This window comes from Frigidibacter sp. RF13 (assembly GCF_026626305.1).
Lineage (GTDB): Bacteria > Pseudomonadota > Alphaproteobacteria > Rhodobacterales > Rhodobacteraceae > TMP-24.
The window spans coordinates 194419-214291 of record NZ_JAPNUE010000006.1 but is presented as its reverse complement, the minus strand read 5'-3'; the positions used below and the strand labels follow the sequence as shown (position 1 = coordinate 214291).

Sequence of the window (19873 nt, the reverse complement as noted above, 5' to 3'; positions counted from 1 at the left end):
GTCTTGCCGTGGTCAACGTGCCCGATCGTGCCGACGTTAACGTGCGGCTTGTTACGTTCAAACTTTGCCTTCGCCATTTTGGCCTCCTTGATTGTGGTGGTGCGTGCCGGACACGCACCCTACTTCTGGTAGGGTGGGCGAACCGCCCACCACGTCATGCGTACTTCTTTTGGATCTCGTCAGAGATGTTCTGCGGGACCGCTTCATAGTGATCGAAGATCATGGTGAAGACGGCGCGACCCGAGGACATCGAGCGCAGGTTGTTGATGTAGCCGAACATGTTCGCAAGCGGCACGAAGGCGTTGATCACGTTGGCGTTGCCGCGCGTGTCCTGGCCCTGCACCATGCCCCGACGCGAGGTCAGGTCACCGATGATGCCACCGGTATATTCTTCCGGCGTCACCACCTCGACCTTCATGATCGGTTCGAGCAGCTTCGCGCCGGCCTTCTTCAGACCGTCACGCATCGCAGCCCGCGAGGCGATTTCGAAGGCGAGAACCGACGAGTCGACGTCATGGAAGGCACCGTCGATCAGCGCCACCTTGAAGTCGATGACCGGGAAGCCCGCGAGCGGACCCGAGTCCATCACAGACTTGATGCCCTTTTCGACGCCGGGGATATACTCCTTCGGCACCGCGCCGCCGACGATCTTCGATTCGAACGAATAGCCCACACCCGGTTCGACCGGAGTGATGACCAGCTTGACGCGGGCGAACTGGCCCGTACCGCCGGTCTGTTTCTTGTGGGTATAGTCGATCTCGGCTTCGCGCGAGATGGTCTCGCGGTAGGCCACCTGCGGCGCACCGATGTTCGCCTCGACCTTGAATTCGCGCTTCATCCGGTCGACGAGAATGTCGAGGTGAAGTTCGCCCATGCCCTTCATGATCGTCTGACCCGATTCCAGATCGGTCTCGACGCGGAAGGACGGGTCTTCGGCGGCCAGACGCGCGAGCGCGAGGCCCATCTTTTCCTGGTCGGCCTTCGACTTCGGCTCGACGGCGATCTCGATCACCGGCTCGGGGAAGGTCATGGTTTCGAGAACCACCTGGTTCGACGGATCGCAGAGCGTGTCGCCCGTGGTGGTTTCCTTGAGACCGGCGAGCGCGATGATGTCGCCCGCGAAGGCTTCGTCGATTTCCTCGCGGTTGATGGCGTGCATCATCATCATCCGGCCCACGCGTTCCTTGCGGCCCTTCGTGGAGTTGACCATCTGGTCGCCCTTCTTCAGGACGCCCGAATAGATCCGGGTGAAGGTGAGCGAACCCACGAACGGGTCGTTCATGATCTTGAACGCGAGGCCCGCGAAGGGCTGCTTGTCGTCGGCCGACCGCGGGATGTTACGCTCTTCCGTCTCGTCGCCCGGGGCAAAGCCCATGTAGGCCGGCACGTCGAGCGGCGAGGGCAGATAGTCGATGACCGAGTTCAGAACCGGCTGGACGCCCTTGTTCTTGAACGCAGAACCCGCGGTGACCGGAACGAAGGCCATGGCGAGCGTGCCCTTGCGGATCAGCTTGCGCAGGGTTTCGACATCGGGCTCCTCGCCTTCTAGGTAGGCCATCATCGCATCATCGTCCTGCTCGACAGCAAGTTCGATGAGCTTGCCGCGCCATTCTTCGGCTTCCGCCTTCAGGCTGTCGCGGATGTCCTGGATGACCCAGGAGGCGCCAAGGTCTTCACCCTGGTAGACCCATTCCTGCATGGTCACGAGGTCGATGATGCCCTCGAGCTTGTCCTCGGCGCCGATCGGCAGCGCGATCGGTGCAGGGGTCGCGCCGGTGCGGTCCTTGATCATCTTCACGCATTTGAAGAAGTCGGCACCGATCTTGTCCATCTTGTTGACGAAGACGATGCGCGGCACCTTGTAGCGGTCGGCCTGGCGCCAGACGGTTTCAGTCTGCGGCTCGACGCCGGCGTTGGCGTCAAGAAGGCAGACCGCGCCGTCGAGAACGGCGAGCGAACGCTCGACCTCGATGGTGAAGTCCACGTGGCCGGGGGTGTCGATGATGTTGAAACGGTGCTTCGGCGACAGGGGGTTCTTGCCGTCCTCGGTCCGTTCCCAGAAAGTGGTGGTGGCAGCCGAGGTGATCGTGATGCCACGCTCCTGCTCCTGCTCCATCCAGTCCATCGTCGCGGCGCCATCATGCACCTCGCCGATCTTGTGGGACTTGCCGGTGTAGTAGAGGATCCGTTCCGTCGTCGTGGTCTTGCCCGCGTCGATGTGGGCCATGATCCCGAAGTTACGGTAAAGATTAAGCGGATATTCGCGTGCCATTTTATCTGTCCTCGGCTGGCCGTATTACCAGCGGTAATGGCTGAACGCTTTGTTGGCGTCGGCCATCTTGTGGGTGTCTTCGCGTTTCTTGACGGCCGAACCGCGCGAGTTCACGGCATCGAGAAGCTCGCCTGCAAGGCGCTCTTCCATCGTGTTCTCGTTACGGTTCTTGGCGGCGGTGATCAGCCAACGGATCGCCAGCGCCTCGCGGCGCTCGGGACGAACTTCGACCGGAACCTGGTAGGTCGCACCACCAACGCGGCGCGAGCGGACCTCGAGCGACGGCTTCACATTTTCGAGCGCCTCGTGGAACGCATCCACCGGCGGGCGCTTCAGCTTGCCCTCGACGCGGGTCAGCGCCGAATAGACGATGGTCTCGGCGACGGATTTCTTGCCGTCGACCATCAGGTTGTTCATGAACTTGGTCAGGACCCGGTCGCCGTACTTGGCATCGGGCAGAATTTCGCGCTTTTCAGCGGCGTGACGACGCGACATGGCGCTCTCTCCTTATTTCGGACGCTTGGCGCCGTACTTCGAACGACGCTGACGACGATCTTTGACACCCTGGGTATCGAGGACACCGCGCAGGATGTGGTAACGGACGCCCGGAAGGTCTTTCACCCGGCCGCCACGGATCAGGACGACGGAGTGTTCCTGAAGGTTGTGCTTTTCACCGGGGATATAGCTGATGACTTCGAAGCCGTTCGTCAGACGAACCTTAGCCACCTTACGCATAGCGGAGTTCGGCTTCTTCGGGGTCGTGGTGTAGACCCGTGTGCAGACACCGCGCTTCTGCGGGCAGCTTTCCAAGTGCTGCGACTTGGACTTTCTTGCATTCGCTTCCCGCGGCTTGCGGATCAGCTGTTGGATCGTCGGCATTAATCTCGCCCTATGTTGCAACCCGTTCAACGTGCGCGCGTCCACGCCGTTTTCCGGGGGCTTTCGTCATGTCGTGCCCTGCGCGTCCGCAAAACACCAAAACCGCATTCGTCCCCTTCGCGGGGGCGACGCGGTGGAATTCCAGAGGATCGAGGCTTTTGGCCCGGATCGTGACCACTTCAGTTTTGATCCCTGTCCGCAGACACACTTCGCCCCCGGTCAGGTGCGCGCCGTATAGGAGGAGTCGCAGGGGATGTCAACAAGACCCCCAGAGCCTGTAGCGCGGCTTCGGTGTCTAGCTGCGAGGCGCGTCGCGAAGCCGGATCAGCGCGGCGAGGATCAGTGCCAGAAGACACATGAAGAGAGCCGCGAAGACCGAATCTGACAGAAAATGGCGCCCGGTCGCAATTCTCTGCAAGAGTGCAGCAACCGGCAGCAGAACCGCCGCCGCTCCCCATGGTCGAAGCGCCCAGCCCGGCAGCCTTCCGGCAAGCGCCGGACGCAACGTCAGAAGCGCGATCCCGAGAACGACAGCCGCCGATCCCTCTCCGGAAACGAAGGAACAGTTGCTGCTGCACTGGTCGGAGGGAATCAGCGCAGGTGTGAAGTTTAGGGCGCCGCCGAATTCGGTCACATCGGCAGGGCGGGCCCTGCCCCAGTGCTGTTTCAGGAGACCATTGACCAGCAGCCCCGGCCCCAGAAGATAGAGGCTGAAGACGAACCCCCAGACCCGCGCGCCGACCCCGGCCAACTGCCGACCGAACAGCGCCAGCGCGAGCCCGATCACTGACAGAAGCCAGAGCGCTATCGACAGGTCCCAGACCACATTCCGCGCGGCTTCGAGGGCTGCGATGCGCGCGAGCGGAAAGCCCGCGCCGGGCGCATAGAAGAGGCTGGTAAACCAGAGGTCCAGCCCCGGCCAGAGCGTGAAGATCAGCGCGGCGAGAACCAGCGCGGCAAGAAGGTCGAGCCATCTTGTCCGGTGGGTGAGCATCATCACAGGCACCCCTCGGGCACCAGATAGGCCGCCAGTGTCCGCCCGGCATAGGCGCCGCCCGAAAGATCGAACGCGCGCAAGGGCGCCAGAATGCCGCCATCACAGACCGGCGCTGCCGCAATCACTGCGAGCATCCGCCCATGATCCTGCGGCAGCGGATATATCTGTTCATAATAGTTGCGCGGCCGTCCCGTCGGGCGCGGCGCGGCGAAGGCAAGGCCCTGCCCCTCACCGGTGTAGAAAAGATCGGCCAGTATGTCGCGATCGTCGGCATAGATCAGGCCCACGCCCTCCGCTCTCGCCACCGCGATGATTTCCCGGCTCAGTTCCGCCCGGCCGAGATAGCGCTTCATAAGTGGCGCGCCGTCCCTCTCGGGCCAGGGCGCAAGCGCGGTCAGCACCGGAAGCAGGATGGCAATCGTGCCATTGACCGCGACGGATGCGGGCAGAAGCCGGGGCCACCGCCGCACGAGGGAGGGCACAACCAGAAGACACCCCGCGAAATAGGCTGCAAGCGCCCAGTTGGCATAGGCCTTTTCCATCAAGGCCTGGACCGAAACCACCAGAAGCGGCGGCAGAGAGGCGAGAACCAGCGCCCTCTCGGTTCCGCCCACGCGCCAGCCGGACACATAAGAAATAAGGAGCGTAGCAAAGAGGACCGGGCCAAAGACGGCAAACTGGCTGAAGAAGAATTCGGCAAGTCCAGCGGGATTGAGGGACGAGGCGGGTGCATCGCTCCGCACCCAGCCGACATTGTCCATCGTATGGCTGACCGTCGTCAGATCATGAGTGAGGTTCCAGACCACGTTCGGCGAAATCACCAGCCCGAAGGCGGCGAGAAGCAGAAGCGCATTCTTCCAGCCGATCCGCCCCTCGCGCGTCAGGCCAGCCGCGAGCGCGACCCCCAGAAGAAAATAGATCGCCGCATATTTGGCTAGGAATGCCGCGCCGATCGCCGCCCCAGCGGTCAGCGCCCAACCGGGTGTGCGACTGTCCATCAGCCTGAGCCAGGCAAGAAGCGCGAGCGCATAGAAGGGCGCCATCACTGTATCAGTAGAGATCAGAAGCGAACCGACGGCAACGAACGGCAGGGTCGCGTAGCTGACCGCCGTCCAGAAGGCGGCGCGGGGCCCTGCAAGTCGCTCCGCCGCCAGCGCCAGAAGAAGTGCCGTCACAGCATGCAGCACCGCGCCCGGCATCCGTACCCAGAAGGGGCTGTCGTTGCCCGCAAGGTCGGTGACCGCGCGGATCAGCCAGCCGATCAGCGGCGGCTTTGAATAATAGCCGAGATCGAGGTTCTGGCCCCAAAGCCAGTACTGACTTTCATCGACGAAAAGATCGGCGCGGTTGAAAGCCAGAAGCACGAGCCGCGCCAACGTCACAGCGACGACAATCGATAGCGCCGGGCCGAACCAGCCTCGGGCCTGCGTCACGCGGCTTCTCCCGACTGACGGATCAGCCAGAGGTTTCGCAGATAGATGAAGACACCGAGAGACTGGCCGAGAATGAAGACCGGATCCTTGCGATAGATCGCATAGCTGAGAAGGATCACCCCGCCCGCAAGCGAGAAATACCAAAACATCACCGGCACGACCGAACGCTTGGCCCTTTCCGATGCGATCCACTGCACAAGGAACCGTCCGGTAAACATCAGCTGGCCGAAAAGCCCGAACGCGACCCAGAGCAGTTCTGCCCTGTTGTCGACATGCATGAGCGCCATGAGTTTTTCCAAGGCCGCTCTCCTACTTTCCCGCGACTTCCGTCGCGCGCGCCTTCTTCTTGCGACGGATGAGCCACATCACGCCAAAAAGATCGACCGCACCGACAAGGCCGCGCTGAAGATTGTTGTAGTTCGACCGCCCCGCGCCGCGCGCCTGATGGGTCACGTCGACGTGGCGCACCTCCCAACCATCGCGCGAGAAAAGCGCGGGCAGATAGCGGTGCATATGGTCGAAATAGGGAAGCGCCAGAAAGGCCTCGCGGCGGAAGGCCTTCAGCCCGCAGCCCGTGTCGCGGGTGCCGTCCTTCAGCATGCGGGAGCGCAGCCAGTTGGCGAATTTCGATGCCCAGCGTTTCGACAATGTATCGCGGCGGCCAACACGCTGGCCCGCCACCAGACCGACCGCCTCGGACCCGTCCGCGAACAGCGGCGCGAAGAGGTTCGGCAGATTGTCCGGCGGGTTCTGGCCATCGGCGTCGAGCGTGCAGATCACGGGCCCGCGCGCCGCCCTGACACCGGAATGAACCGCAGCGCTTTGCCCGCCTGACCGGTCATGGCGCAGAAGCCTCAGGTTCCCCTGTCCCGCGATCCGTGCGGTCAGCATGGCGATACTGTCATCGGTCGAGCCGTCATCGACCACGATCACCTCATGCTCCACGCCCGCGCAGGCAGCCGCGATGCCATCAAGCAGCGCGGGCAGGTTTCCGGCCTCGTTCTTGGCGGGAATGACGATTGAAAGGGCGACCATCGGGCCTGCGTCCAGCTTTGGAATTCGGCTCCGTGCTACTAGAGCCCCCCCTGATTGTAAATGCGGCGCGCCGTGAACTTCGGGTCTAGGGGCGCGTCTCCGCCTGTTGCGCCAGCCGCCGCTCGCGCAGGAATGTATAGATGCCGGTCGCGACGACGATGGCGGACCCGGACAGCGTCCAGCGGTCGGGGAACTCGCCGAACGCCGCCCAGCCGAGAAGGATCGCCGCGACGAGCGAGACATAACGGAAGGGCGCGATGACCGAAATGTCGCCTACGCGCATCGTCATTACCACGGTCAGATAGCCGACGATCAGGAAGGCAGCCGCACCCGCGACCTGCGCCAGCTGGACAGCCGAAACGGCCACGACGCCGGTGAAGGGCAGGAGAAGCCCCGCGCTGAGCCCCACCGACAGCGCCGCCGCAAGTGCCACGAGCGGCGACGGCACTTCCGCCGACAGCTTCCGCGTCGCGATGTCGCGCAAGACCACGCAGGCGACCGAAACCACCCCGAGCAGCGACCAGCGGTCGAAGGCCTCTGTCCCCGGCCGGATGATCATCATCACGCCCGCAAAGCCGATCAGGATCGCCGTCAGCCGCCGCCAGCCGACCGGGGTGCCAAGAAAGACCGCCGCCGCCAGCGTCACCGCAAGCGGCAGGAACTGCAGGATCGCCGATAGGTTTGCGATGGGCATGTGCTTCAGCGCGAAAAGGAAGGTAAGCGTGCCCAGCACCTCGCCCAGGGTCCGCATCGCAAGCCAGAAGCGGTCCGCCCTGCCGGGCCAGGCCGCGAAGGCGCCTGCCCGCCAGGCGATGGCCAGAAGAAAGACAGAAGTGACCACCCCGCGCATCGCGATGGCCTGCAGCACCGGCAGGTCAACCGTCACCGCCTTCATGAATGTGTCATTGACCGTGAAGGCGACCATCGCCGCACACATGAGTGCCGCGCCGCGCAGATTGTCGGAAACCGCCATGAGACACCCGAAAGGAAAGCACCGAGGCCCGGAAGTGAGGTCGGCCGGGCGAGCTAATCCGCTTCGCCGGACAATGGCAAGCATCCGGGCGGCCCTCGCGGCGAATAAAGCCCGGGCTTGAATTCATCGCGCGGCGGGCGTATCTGCCCTCGGGTCGCGAAAACCACGAGAAAGACGCAAAGCCATGGCCAATCCCCTTCTGTTCCTCCAGCAGGTGCGCACCGAAGTGGCCAAGGTCGTCTGGCCGACCCGTCGCGAAGTGGTCACCACCACCATCATGGTCTTCATCATGGCGGCGATCACCTCGGTCTTCTTCTTCCTGGTTGATATGGTCATCCAGGGTGGTTTGCGGGCGATCCTCGGGATGGCCGGATAAGGCGCCCGGCACCGGAAAGGTCTTCGGCGGCTTGAATTCCAGCGACTTAGCCGCTAGAGGAGCAGGACTTTCCCGGAACCGGCGCGCAGCGATTCGGCATGCGCGCTGTTTTTGTTCGGGGCGGTAGCGGGTTAACCCGCTGAATTGATTGGAATAATCCGGCGGAAGATCGTCGGTCGAGCGAGGTCTGGGGCAGATGGCGAAGCGGTGGTATTCGGTGAGCGTACTCTCGAACTTCGAGAAGAAAGTCGCCGAACAGATCAAGCATGCCGTGGCCGAGAAAGGCCTTGAGGAAGAGATCGACGAGGTTCTCGTGCCGACCGAAGAGGTCATCGAGGTTCGTCGTGGGAAAAAGGTGACGTCCGAACGCCGCTTCATGCCCGGCTACGTGCTTGTCCACATGGACATGACCGACCGTGGCTATCACCTGATCACGTCGATCAACCGCGTGACGGGCTTCCTTGGCCCGCAAGGCAAGCCGATGCCGATGCGCGATGCCGAAGTGAACGGGATCCTGAAGCGCGCTCAGGAAAACACCGAACAGCCGCGGAACCTGATCCGGTTCGAGATCGGCGAGAATGTCAAAGTGTCCGACGGCCCGTTCGAGGGCTTCTCGGGCATGGTCGAGGAAGTGGACGAGGCGCACAGCCGCCTCAAGGTCACCGTCTCGATCTTCGGGCGCCCGACGCCCGTTGAACTGGAATTCACCCAGGTGTCGAAAGGCGCCTGACGTGAGGTCGTGGGAGGCTGAGGCAGCGCCGAAGCCGGACCACTAAGCAAGGCCCTGTTTTGGGGCGTGTGAAAAGGAGAAGGCCAGATGGCCAAGAAAGTCGTTGGGCAGCTCAAGCTGCAAGTGAAGGCGGGGCAAGCCAACCCGTCGCCGCCGATCGGTCCCGCGCTCGGTCAGCGCGGCATCAACATCATGGAATTCTGCAAGGCGTTCAACGCCAAGACGCAGGAAATGGAACCGGGTTCGCCCGTCCCGACCGTGATCACCTATTACGCCGACAAGTCCTTCTCGTTCGAGATGAAGACCGCCCCGGCCTCCTACTACCTGAAGAAGGCCGCTGGCCTGAAGCCGGTGGGCAAGCGCAACCGCCCCAAAGGGTCGGAAAAGCCGGGCCGCGTCGTCGCTGGCACCGTGACGGCCGCCCAGGTGCGCCAGATCGCCGAAGCCAAGATGAAGGACCTGTCCGCAAACGACGTCGAAGCCGCGATGAAGATCATCCTCGGCTCGGCCAAGTCCTGCGGCATCGAGGTGAAGGGGTAAGTCATGGCCAAGCTTGGTAAGCGTATCAAAGCGGCCAACGCCGCCTTCGAAGGCAAGTCGAACCTCTCGGTCGAGGATGCCGTCAAACTGATCAAGGGTGCCGCATCGGCGAAATTCGACGAAACCGTCGAAATCGCGATGAACCTCGGCGTCGATCCCCGTCACGCCGACCAGATGGTCCGCGGCGTCGTCGCCCTGCCGAACGGCACGGGCAAGACCGTCCGTGTCGCCGTCTTTGCCCGTGGTGGCAAGGCTGACGAAGCCAAGGCCGCAGGGGCTGACATCGTCGGCGCCGAAGACCTGATGGAAACGATCCAGTCCGGCAAGATCGAGTTCGACCGCTGCATCGCCACCCCCGACATGATGCCGCTCGTCGGCCGTCTGGGTAAGATCCTCGGGCCCCGCAACCTGATGCCGAACCCCAAGGTCGGCACCGTGACGATGGACGTGAAAGCGGCCGTCGAAGGCGCCAAGGGCGGCGAGGTGCAGTTCAAGGTCGAAAAAGCGGGCGTGATCCACGCTGGCGTCGGCAAGGTGTCGTTCGACGAGGCAAAGCTCGCCCAGAACATCCGCGCCTTTGTCGATGCAGTGTCGAAAGCCAAGCCCTCGGGCGCGAAAGGCACCTACCTGAAGAAAGTGTCGCTTTCCTCGACCATGGGTCCGGGCGTCTCGCTCGACCTCGCGTCGGCGACCGCGCACTGAGCGCACAAGAATTTGCCGGGGCCTCGAAACCCGGCGAATGGCAGGGCCTGAAAGGGCCCTGTCCTGTCCGAGACGGAGGGTGGGGCCAACCTGATAAAGGCGTCCCATAATTCCTTCCTGAGATGGGAAACGAGACGGATTTACCGGGGCTGAAGCCTCGGGCGGTCATGGCCTCGGGACCATCACGGACCCGAACGCCCCCAGACGATCGGGGGCAAATGAGAGCCGGGGGGAAACCCCCATACTTGGAGTGAAACCGTGGATAGAGCGCAAAAAGAGAAAATGGTCGAGGAACTCGGCCAGATCTTTGAAAGCTCTGGCGTTGTGGTGGTTGCCCACTACGAAGGCATGACGGTTGCTCAGATGCAGGACCTGCGCGCAAGCATGCGTGAAGCGGGTGGGTCCGTCCGCGTCGCCAAGAACAAGCTCGCCAAGATCGCCCTGGAAGGCAAGCCCTGCGCAAGCATCGGCACGCTTCTCACGGGCATGACCGTGTTGGCCTATTCCGAAGACCCCGTGGCAGCTGCCAAGGTCGCGGAAAAGTACGCCAAGGCAAACGACAAGTTCGTTATCCTTGGTGGTGCTATGGGCAATGCGGCTCTGGACCAGGCCGGTGTCAAAGCCGTTGCCTCGATGCCGTCGCGCGAAGAGCTCATCGCTCAGATCGTGTCTTGCATCGGCGCACCTGCATCGAACATCGCCGGGGCCATTGGCGCGCCTGCTTCGAACATCGCGGGCATCCTCTCGACCATCGAGGAACGCCAGGCGGCGTGAGCAACTGATTGCCTTCGTGGGGTTGTTACCCTGACGTTGGAACCCTAACTTAGAACGGAACAGAGAAATGGCTGATCTGAACAAACTCGCCGAAGAAATCGTCGGTCTGACCCTTCTTCAGGCGCAAGAACTGAAAACCATCCTCAAGGACAAGTACGGCATCGAGCCCGCCGCTGGCGGCGCTGTCATGATGGCGGCTGGTCCGGCTGCTGGCGCTGCTGAAGCGGCTGAGGAAAAGACCGACTTCGACGTCGTCCTGACCGACGCTGGCGCGAACAAGATCAACGTGATCAAGGAAGTTCGCGGCATCACCGGTCTTGGCCTGAAAGAAGCCAAGGACCTCGTGGAAGCCGGCGGCAAGGTCAAGGAAGGTGCTCCGAAGGCCGAAGCCGAGGACATCAAGAAGAAGCTCGAAGCGGCTGGCGCCAAGGTCGAGCTCAAGTAATCAAGGCCGGGGTTTTCGGACCCCGCCCGCGATTTCAAAGGCTGGGCCCGCAGGAATGCGGGTCCAGCCGATCCCGTCTTGGAAGGGGCGTGCCATCGCCCGCCCCTTCCAAGGCCGGATCAAAGGTTCGGGAGCCTCCCTTTGGGACGGGGGGCATGAATTGAACCGATCCGCCCGTTCGCATGCGGCGCGCCTCCGTGACCCCGACGGAGACGCACCCGCGAAAAAGACGAAAGGTAACGACGAGCATGTCGCAAGCGACCGTTGGCCAGAAACGTATCCGCCGCTACTACGGCAAGATCCGCGAAGTTCTGGAAATGCCGAACCTCATCGAGGTTCAGAAATCCTCCTATGACCTCTTCCTGCGCTCGGGCGATGGCCCGAAGGCCGCGGACGGCGAAGGGATTCAGGGCGTTTTCCAGTCGGTCTTCCCGATCAAGGACTTCAACGAGAATGCGATCCTCGAATTCGTGAAGTACGAGCTCGAGAAGCCGAAGTACGACGTCGAGGAATGCCAGACCCGCGACATGACCTATTCGGCGCCGCTGAAGGTGACGCTGCGCCTCATCGTGTTCGATGTGGACGAAACCACCGGCGCCAAGTCCGTGAAGGACATCAAGGAACAGGACGTCTACATGGGCGACATGCCTCTGATGACGCCCAACGGCACGTTCATCGTCAATGGCACCGAGCGGGTCATCGTGTCCCAGATGCACCGTTCGCCCGGCGTCTTCTTCGACCATGACAAGGGCAAGACCCATTCCTCGGGCAAGCTGCTGTTCGCCTGCCGGATCATTCCCTACCGCGGCTCCTGGCTGGATTTCGAGTTTGACGCCAAGGACATCGTCTTCGCCCGCATCGACCGCCGCCGGAAGCTGCCGGTGACGACGCTTCTCTATGCGCTTGGCCTCGACCAGGAAGGCATCATGGATGCCTACTATAACACGGTCGACTTCAAGCTCGTGAAGAACAAGGGCTGGGTCACCAAATTCTTCCCCGAGCGGGTGCGCGGCACCCGTCCGACCTATGACCTCGTGGATGCCGCGACCGGCGAAGTGATCTGCAAGGCCGGTGACAAAGTCACCCCGCGCATGGTCAAGAAATGGGTCGAAGACGGCAAGATCACCGAGCTTCTGGTGCCCTACGACCATATCCTCGGCCGCTATGTCGCCAAGGACATCATCAATGAAGACACCGGCGCGATCTATGTCGAAGCGGGGGACGAGATCACCCAGACGCTCGACAAGGACGGCGACGTCTCGGGCGGCACGCTGAAGGTGCTTCTCGACAACGGCATCGCGACGATTCCTGTGCTCGACATCGACAACATCAACGTCGGCCCCTACATCCGCAACACGATGGCGGCGGACAAGAACATGGGCCGCGATGGCGCGCTCATGGACATCTACCGCGTGATGCGCCCGGGCGAGCCGCCCACCGTCGAAGCGGCAAGCCAGCTCTTCGACACGCTCTTCTTCGACAAGGAGCGTTATGACCTCTCGGCCGTCGGCCGGGTGAAGATGAACATGCGCCTCGACCTCGGCAAGCCCGACACCCAGCGCACGCTCGACCGCGACGACATCATCGCCTGCGTGAAGGCGCTGGTTGAACTGCGCGACGGCAAGGGCGAGATCGACGATATCGACCATCTCGGCAACCGCCGGGTGCGCTCGGTCGGCGAACTGATGGAAAACCAGTATCGCGTCGGCCTTCTGCGCATGGAACGCGCGATCAAGGAACGCATGTCCTCGGTCGAGATCGACACGGTCATGCCGCAGGATCTGATCAACGCCAAACCGGCGGCAGCGGCGGTGCGCGAATTCTTCGGCTCCTCGCAGCTGTCGCAGTTCATGGACCAGACCAACCCGCTGTCGGAAGTCACCCACAAGCGCCGTCTCTCGGCCCTCGGGCCGGGCGGTCTGACCCGCGAACGCGCGGGCTTCGAGGTGCGCGACGTTCACCCGACCCACTACGGCCGGATGTGCCCCATTGAAACGCCGGAAGGCCCGAATATCGGTTTGATCAACTCGCTCGCCACCTTCGCGCGGGTGAACAAGTACGGCTTCATCGAGACCCCCTACCGCAAGGTCACGAATGGCAAGGTCACTGACGACGTGCAATACATGTCGGCGACCGAGGAAATGCGCCATACCGTGGCGCAGGCCAACGCCGACCTCGACGCCCAGGGCCAGTTCGTGAACGAGCTCGTCTCGACCCGTCAGTCGGGCGAATATACGCTCGCGCCCCGCGAACAGGTGGACCTGATCGACGTCTCGCCGAAGCAGCTCGTTTCCGTCGCCGCCTCGCTCATCCCGTTCCTGGAAAATGACGACGCCAACCGCGCGCTGATGGGTTCGAACATGCAGCGTCAGGCGGTTCCGCTTCTGCAGGCGGACGCGCCCTTCGTCGGCACCGGGATCGAGGCCGTGGTGGCCCAGGATTCGGGCGCCGCGATCATGGCGAAGCGTGGCGGCATCATCGACCAGGTCGATGCGACCCGTATCGTCGTGCGCGCCACCGAGGACCTTGAACTGGGTGACGCCGGCGTCGACATCTACCGTCTGCGCAAGTTTCAGCGCTCGAACCAGTCGACCTGCATCAACCAGAAGCCTCTGGTGAAGGTGGGCGACCGGGTCACGAAGAACGAGGTGATCGCCGACGGCCCGTCCACCGACATGGGGGAACTGGCGCTCGGCAAGAACGTCATCGTCGCCTTCATGCCCTGGAACGGCTACAACTACGAAGACTCGATCCTGATCTCCGAGCGCATCGTGCGCGACGACGTCTTCACCTCGATCCATATCGAGGAACATGAAGTCGCCGCCCGCGACACGAAGCTCGGGCCGGAAGAGATCACCCGCGACATCCCGAATGTCGGCGAGGAAGCCCTGCGCAACCTCGACGAGGCGGGCATTGTCTATATCGGCGCCGAAGTGGGCCCGGGCGACATTCTCGTGGGCAAGATCACGCCGAAGGGCGAAAGCCCGATGACGCCGGAAGAGAAACTCCTCCGCGCCATCTTCGGTGAAAAGGCGTCCGACGTCCGCGACACCTCGCTGCGTCTGCCGCCGGGTGATTTCGGCACGGTCGTGGAGGTTCGCGTCTTCAACCGTCACGGTGTGGACAAGGACGAACGCGCGCTGCAGATCGAGCGTGAGGAAGTCGAACGTCTGGCGCGTGACCGCGACGACGAACAGGCGATCCTTGAGCGCAACATCTACGCGCGTCTGAAGTCGATGATCCTTGGCAAGACCGCGGTCAAAGGCCCGAAAGGCATCAAGTCCGGTGCGGTGATCGACGCCGACCTGCTGGAATCGCTGTCGCGTGGCCAGTGGTGGCAGCTTGCCCTCGGTGAGGAGCAGGACGCCCAGAATGTCGAAGCGCTCAACGCCCAGTTCGAGGCGCAGAAGCGCGCGCTTGAGCACCGATTCGAGGACAAGGTCGAAAAGGTCCGCCGTGGCGACGACCTGCCTCCGGGCGTGATGAAGATGGTCAAGGTCTTCGTCGCGGTGAAGCGCAAGCTGCAGCCGGGCGACAAGATGGCCGGTCGTCACGGCAACAAGGGTGTCGTGTCGAAGGTCGTCCCGATGGAGGACATGCCTTTCCTTGCCGACGGCACCCCCGTCGACATGGTGCTGAACCCCTTGGGCGTGCCGTCGCGGATGAACGTCGGTCAGATCCTGGAAACCCACATGGGCTGGGCCTCGCGCGGCCTCGGGCTCCGGATCGACGACGCGCTGCAGGACTATCGCCGCTCGGGCGACCTGACGCCGGTGAAGGACGCCCTGCGTCACGGCTATGGCGATGATGCCTACGAGGAAGGCTTCGGTGCACTTGCCGATGACGACCTCGTGGATCGCGCCGAAACCGTACGCCGCGGCGTGCCGCTCGCGACCCCGGTCTTCGACGGTGCCAAGGAAGCGGACGTGAACGATGCGCTGAAGCGTGCGGGCTTCGACCTCTCCGGTCAGTCGGATCTCTTCGACGGCCGCACCGGCGAGAAGTTCCAGCGCAAGGTCACCGTTGGCGTGAAGTATCTTCTGAAGCTTCACCACCTCGTCGACGACAAGATCCACGCCCGGTCTACCGGCCCCTACTCGCTCGTCACCCAGCAGCCGCTCGGTGGTAAGGCGCAGTTCGGTGGCCAGCGCTTCGGGGAGATGGAGGTCTGGGCACTGGAAGCCTACGGCGCCGCCTATACGCTGCAGGAAATGCTCACCGTCAAGTCGGACGATGTGGCGGGCCGGACCAAGGTCTACGAGGCGATCGTCAAGGGCGAGGACAATTTCGAGGCCGGCGTGCCGGAATCGTTCAACGTTCTCGTCAAGGAAGTCAGGGGCCTCGGCCTCAACATGGAACTCCTGGATGCGGAGGTCGAGGAATAAGGCGGGGTCTCCCCCGCCTACCCTCACCCCCCGCGCCCTTTCAAGGATTTGAAAATGAACCAGGAACTCTCGACCAACCCGTTCAACCCGCTGGCCGCGCCGAAGGCGTTCGACGAGATCAAGATCTCGCTCGCCTCGCCAGAGCGCATCCTGTCGTGGTCCTACGGGGAAATCAAAAAGCCCGAGACCATCAACTACCGGACCTTCAAGCCGGAGCGTGACGGTCTTTTCTGCGCCCGCATCTTCGGGCCGATCAAGGACTACGAATGCCTCTGCGGCAAATACAAGCGCATGAAATATCGCGGCGTCGTCTGCGAGAAATGCGGCGTTGAGGTTACGCTCCAGAAGGTGCGGCGCGAGCGCATGGGCCATATCGAACTGGCCGCGCCCGTTGCCCATATCTGGTTCCTGAAATCGCTGCCCTCGCGCATCGGCCTGATGCTCGACATGACGCTGCGCGATTTGGAACGCATCCTTTACTTCGAAAACTATGTCGTCATCGAACCGGGTCTGACCGATCTGTCCTACGGTCAGCTTCTGACCGAAGAGGAATTCCTCGACGCGCAGGACCAGTTCGGCGCCGACGCTTTCACGGCGAACATCGGCGCGGAAGCGATCCGCGAGATGCTGGCCGCGATCGACCTAGAGGCGACCGCGGAACAGCTGCGCGAGGAGTTGAAGGAAGCCACCGGCGAACTGAAGCCCAAGAAGATCATCAAGCGGCTGAAAATCGTTGAATCCTTCCTCGAATCCGGCAACCGCCCGGAGTGGATGGTGCTGACCGTCGTTCCGGTCATCCCGCCGGAACTGCGCCCGCTGGTGCCACTCGATGGTGGCCGCTTCGCGACCTCGGACCTCAACGACCTCTACCGCCGGGTCATCAACCGCAACAACCGCCTGAAGCGGCTCATTGAACTGCGCGCGCCCGACATCATCGTCCGCAACGAAAAGCGGATGCTGCAGGAATCGGTCGATGCGCTGTTCGACAACGGCCGTCGCGGCCGCGTCATCACGGGGGCCAACAAGCGTCCGCTGAAGTCGCTGTCCGACATGCTGAAGGGCAAGCAGGGTCGCTTCCGTCAGAACCTTCTCGGCAAGCGCGTCGACTTCTCCGGCCGTTCGGTCATCGTGACCGGCCCGGAACTGAAGCTGCACCAGTGCGGCCTGCCGAAGAAGATGGCGCTCGAACTCTTCAAGCCGTTCATCTACTCGCGGCTTGAAGCGAAGGGCCTGTCCTCGACCGTCAAGCAAGCGAAGAAGCTTGTGGAGAAAGAGCGCCCCGAGGTCTGGGATATTCTGGATGAAGTCATCCGCGAACATCCGGTCCTTCTGAACCGCGCGCCGACGCTGCACCGTCTGGGCATCCAGGCGTTCGAGCCGATCCTGATCGAAGGCAAGGCGATTCAGCTGCACCCGCTCGTCTGCTCGGCCTTCAACGCCGACTTCGACGGCGACCAGATGGCCGTCCATGTGCCGCTTTCGCTGGAAGCCCAGCTGGAAGCGCGCGTCCTGATGATGTCGACGAACAACGTGCTCTCGCCCGCCAACGGCGCGCCGATCATCGTTCCGTCGCAGGACATGGTTCTTGGCCTCTACTACACCTCGATGATGCGCGAGGGGATGCAGGGCGAAGGCATGAAGTTCGCCTCGGTCGAAGAGGTCGAACATGCGCTGAACGCCGGTGAAGTGCACCTGCACGCCAAGATCACTGCGCGGATCACCCAGATCGATGCCGAAGGCAACGAAGTGGTCAAGCGGTATGAAACGACGCCCGGCCGCATGCGGCTTGGCGCGCTTCTGCCGAAGAACGCCAAGGCGCCGTTCGAACTGGTGAACCGACTTCTGCGGAAGAAGGATGTGCAGAACGTCATCGACACCGTCTACCGCTACTGCGGCCAGAAAGAGTCGGTCATCTTCTGCGACCAGATCATGGGTCTCGGCTTCCGCGAAGCCTTCCGGGCCGGCATCTCGTTCGGCAAGGACGACATGGTCATCCCGGAATCGAAATGGAAGATCGTCGGCGACGTCCAGGATCAGGTGAAGGAATTCGAGCAGCAGTACATGGACGGCCTGATCACTCAGGGCGAAAAGTACAACAAGGTTGTCGATGCCTGGTCGAAATGCTCCGACGCCGTCGCGAACGCGATGATGGCGGAAATCTCGGCTGTCCGTAAGGATGACGCCGGGGCCGAGAAGGAACCGAACTCGGTCTACATGATGTCGCACTCCGGTGCGCGGGGTTCGCCCGCGCAGATGAAGCAGCTTGGCGGTATGCGCGGCCTGATGGCCAAGCCGTCGGGCGAGATCATCGAGACGCCGATCATCTCGAACTTCAAGGAAGGTCTGACCGTTCTTGAATATTTCAACTCGACCCATGGCGCCCGGAAGGGTCTGGCCGACACCGCGCTGAAGACGGCGAACTCGGGCTACCTGACCCGCCGTCTGGTGGACGTGGCGCAGGACTGCATCATCCGCATGCATGATTGCGGCACCGAACGCGCGATCACGGCCTCGGCCGCGGTCAACGACGGTGAGGTCGTGGCGCCGCTCTCCGAGCGTGTGCTCGGCCGTGTCGCCGCCGACGATGTCTGCGTGCCAGGCACCGAAGAGGTGATCGTCGCCAAGAACGAGCTGATCGACGAACGCAAAGCCGACAAGATCGAAACCGCTGGCGTCGCCTCGGTCCGCATCCGCTCGGCGCTGACCTGCGAAGCCGAGGAAGGCGTCTGCGCCATGTGCTACGGCCGCGACCTTGCACGCGGCACGCTCGTCAACCAGGGCGAAGCGGTGGGCATCATCGCGGCGCAGTCGATCGGCGAACCGGGTACGCAGCTGACGATGCGGACCTTCCACATCGGCGGCATCGCCCAGGGCGGCCAGCAGTCGTTCCAGGAAGCGAGCCAGGAAGGCCGTGTCGAGTTCCGCAATGCGATGCTTCTTGCCAATGACAATGGCGAGCAGGTCGTGATGGGCCGCTCGATGCAGATCGCGATCATCGACGAGGCGGGCCAGGAACGCGCGACCTACAAGGTCAGCTATGGTGCCAAGGTCCATGTGAAGGATGGCGCGACCGTCAAGCGCGGCGCGAAACTCTTCGAATGGGACCCCTACACCCTGCCGATCATCGCCGAAAAGGCCGGTGTGGCGAAGTTCGTCGACCTGATCTCGGGCATCGCCGTGCGCGAAGTGACCGACGATGCGACCGGCATGACCCAGAAGATCGTGACCGATTGGCGCACTGCGCCCAAGGGCAACGATCTGAAGCCGGAAATCATCGTGATGGATCCGGCGACGGGCGAACCGATGCGTAACGACCAGGGCAACCCGGTCTCCTATACGATGTCGGTCGACGCGATCCTGTCGGTCGAGGACGGGCAGGAGATCAAGGCCGGTGACGTGGTCGCGCGTATCCCGCGCGAAGGTGCGAAGACCAAGGACATCACCGGGGGTCTTCCCCGCGTGGCGGAACTCTTCGAAGCGCGCCGTCCGAAGGACCACGCCATCATCGCCGAGATCGAGGGCTATGTCCGCTTCGGCAAGGACTACAAGAACAAGCGCCGCATCACGATCGAGCCTGTGGACGAAAGCCTGCAGCCGGTCGAGTACATGGTGCCCAAGGGCAAGCACATTCCGGTTCAGGAAGGTGACCATGTCCAGAAGGGCGACTATATCATGGACGGCAACCCTGCCCCGCACGACATCCTGCGGATCATGGGGATCGAGGCGCTGGCCGACTACCTCATCGACGAGGTGCAGGACGTCTATCGACTGCAGGGCGTGAAGATCAACGACAAGCACATCGAGGTGATCGTCCGCCAGATGCTGCAGAAGATCGAGATCCTTGACAGCGGAGAGACGACGCTTCTGAAGGGCGAGCATGTCGACAAGCAGGAGTTCGACGAAGAAAACGCCAAGGTCATCGCCCGCGGCGGTCGTCCCGCCAATGGCGAGCCGGTGCTCCTCGGGATCACCAAGGCCTCGCTTCAGACCCGTTCGTTCATCTCGGCCGCATCCTTCCAGGAAACCACCCGCGTCCTCACCGAGGCCGCCGTGCAGGGCAAGCGCGACACGCTTGTCGGCCTGAAGGAAAACGTCATCGTCGGCCGCCTCATTCCGGCGGGCACCGGCGGGGCGACGAGCCGCGTCAAGAAGATCGCCCACGACCGCGATCTGGAAGTGATCGAACAGCGCCGCACCGAGGCCGAACAGGCCGTGGCCCTCGCTGCCCCGATCGAGGATGTGCCCGAGATCGACGAAAGCGCTGCACTGGCCGAAAGCCTCGAAAGCCGCGATTGATCGGCCCTGCACTGAAGATCGAAACCCCCGCCAATG

The 19873-nt window shown here is 62.8% G+C and carries 16 protein-coding genes; 8 read left to right on the top strand and 8 right to left on the bottom strand.

The window, feature by feature from the left end:
• Positions 1–154 precede the first annotated feature (154 nt).
• The 8 genes from fusA to OU426_RS13390 all read right to left on the bottom strand — a co-directional run bounded on the left by fusA (position 155) and on the right by OU426_RS13390 (position 7589).
• The gene (gene fusA, locus OU426_RS13425; protein ID WP_267634535.1) at positions 155–2272 is read right to left on the bottom strand and encodes an elongation factor G; all 2118 of its coding nucleotides are present in this window, start codon (positions 2270–2272) and stop codon (positions 155–157) included.
• Positions 2273–2296: 24 nt separating this feature from the next.
• Positions 2297–2767 carry a 30S ribosomal protein S7 gene (gene rpsG / locus OU426_RS13420; RefSeq protein WP_267634534.1) on the bottom strand — a complete coding sequence of 157 codons (471 nt, stop codon included), beginning with the start codon at positions 2765–2767 and terminating at the stop codon, positions 2297–2299.
• A gap of 12 nt (positions 2768–2779) precedes the next feature.
• Positions 2780–3151: a 30S ribosomal protein S12 gene (gene rpsL, locus OU426_RS13415; RefSeq protein WP_107674699.1), complete on the bottom strand. Its 372-nt coding sequence runs from the start codon at positions 3149–3151 to the stop codon at positions 2780–2782.
• 295 nt (positions 3152–3446) lie between these two features.
• Entirely contained in the window at positions 3447–4148 is a 702-nt protein-coding gene (locus OU426_RS13410; protein ID WP_267634533.1) for a phosphatase PAP2 family protein, read from the bottom strand.
• Complete coding sequence (locus OU426_RS13405) at positions 4148–5581, bottom strand: ArnT family glycosyltransferase (RefSeq protein ID WP_267634532.1); 1434 nt, start codon at positions 5579–5581, stop codon at positions 4148–4150. The genes OU426_RS13410 and OU426_RS13405 overlap by 1 nt, the downstream gene beginning before the upstream one ends.
• Entirely contained in the window at positions 5578–5868 is a 291-nt protein-coding gene (locus OU426_RS13400) for a lipid-A-disaccharide synthase N-terminal domain-containing protein (RefSeq protein ID WP_420712601.1), read from the bottom strand. Before OU426_RS13400 ends, OU426_RS13405 begins: the two co-directional genes overlap by 4 nt.
• 22 nt (positions 5869–5890) lie before the next feature.
• Positions 5891–6616: a glycosyltransferase family 2 protein gene (locus OU426_RS13395; RefSeq protein ID WP_267634531.1), complete on the bottom strand. Its 726-nt coding sequence runs from the start codon at positions 6614–6616 to the stop codon at positions 5891–5893.
• Positions 6617–6701: 85 nt separating this feature from the next.
• Positions 6702–7589: a DMT family transporter gene (locus tag OU426_RS13390; RefSeq protein WP_267634530.1), complete on the bottom strand. Its 888-nt coding sequence runs from the start codon at positions 7587–7589 to the stop codon at positions 6702–6704.
• Positions 7590–7773: 184 nt separating this feature from the next.
• Here OU426_RS13390 and secE point away from each other — a divergent pair, with 184 nt between their 5' ends.
• The 8 genes from secE (at position 7774) to rpoC (ending at position 19837) form a co-directional block, all read left to right on the top strand.
• Positions 7774–7965: a preprotein translocase subunit SecE gene (secE, locus tag OU426_RS13385; RefSeq protein ID WP_267634529.1), complete on the top strand. Its 192-nt coding sequence runs from the start codon at positions 7774–7776 to the stop codon at positions 7963–7965.
• A 196-nt stretch (positions 7966–8161) separates the two neighbouring features.
• Entirely contained in the window at positions 8162–8695 is a 534-nt protein-coding gene (gene nusG, locus OU426_RS13380; RefSeq protein WP_267634528.1) for a transcription termination/antitermination protein NusG, read from the top strand.
• Positions 8696–8782: 87 nt separating this feature from the next.
• Positions 8783–9235: a 50S ribosomal protein L11 gene (rplK, locus tag OU426_RS13375; RefSeq protein ID WP_267634527.1), complete on the top strand. Its 453-nt coding sequence runs from the start codon at positions 8783–8785 to the stop codon at positions 9233–9235.
• A 3-nt stretch (positions 9236–9238) separates the two neighbouring features.
• The gene (rplA, locus tag OU426_RS13370) at positions 9239–9937 is read left to right on the top strand and encodes a 50S ribosomal protein L1 (protein ID WP_267634526.1); all 699 of its coding nucleotides are present in this window, start codon (positions 9239–9241) and stop codon (positions 9935–9937) included.
• A 258-nt stretch (positions 9938–10195) separates the two neighbouring features.
• Positions 10196–10711 carry a 50S ribosomal protein L10 gene (gene rplJ, locus OU426_RS13365; protein WP_267634525.1) on the top strand — a complete coding sequence of 172 codons (516 nt, stop codon included), beginning with the start codon at positions 10196–10198 and terminating at the stop codon, positions 10709–10711.
• Positions 10712–10778: 67 nt separating this feature from the next.
• On the top strand, positions 10779–11156 hold the full coding sequence (gene rplL / locus OU426_RS13360) for a 50S ribosomal protein L7/L12 (RefSeq protein WP_267634524.1): 378 nt from the start codon (positions 10779–10781) through the stop codon (positions 11154–11156).
• 248 nt (positions 11157–11404) lie between these two features.
• On the top strand, positions 11405–15541 hold the full coding sequence (gene rpoB / locus OU426_RS13355; RefSeq protein WP_267634523.1) for a DNA-directed RNA polymerase subunit beta: 4137 nt from the start codon (positions 11405–11407) through the stop codon (positions 15539–15541).
• A gap of 54 nt (positions 15542–15595) precedes the next feature.
• The gene (rpoC, locus tag OU426_RS13350) at positions 15596–19837 is read left to right on the top strand and encodes a DNA-directed RNA polymerase subunit beta' (protein ID WP_267634522.1); all 4242 of its coding nucleotides are present in this window, start codon (positions 15596–15598) and stop codon (positions 19835–19837) included.
• Positions 19838–19873 lie beyond the last annotated feature (36 nt).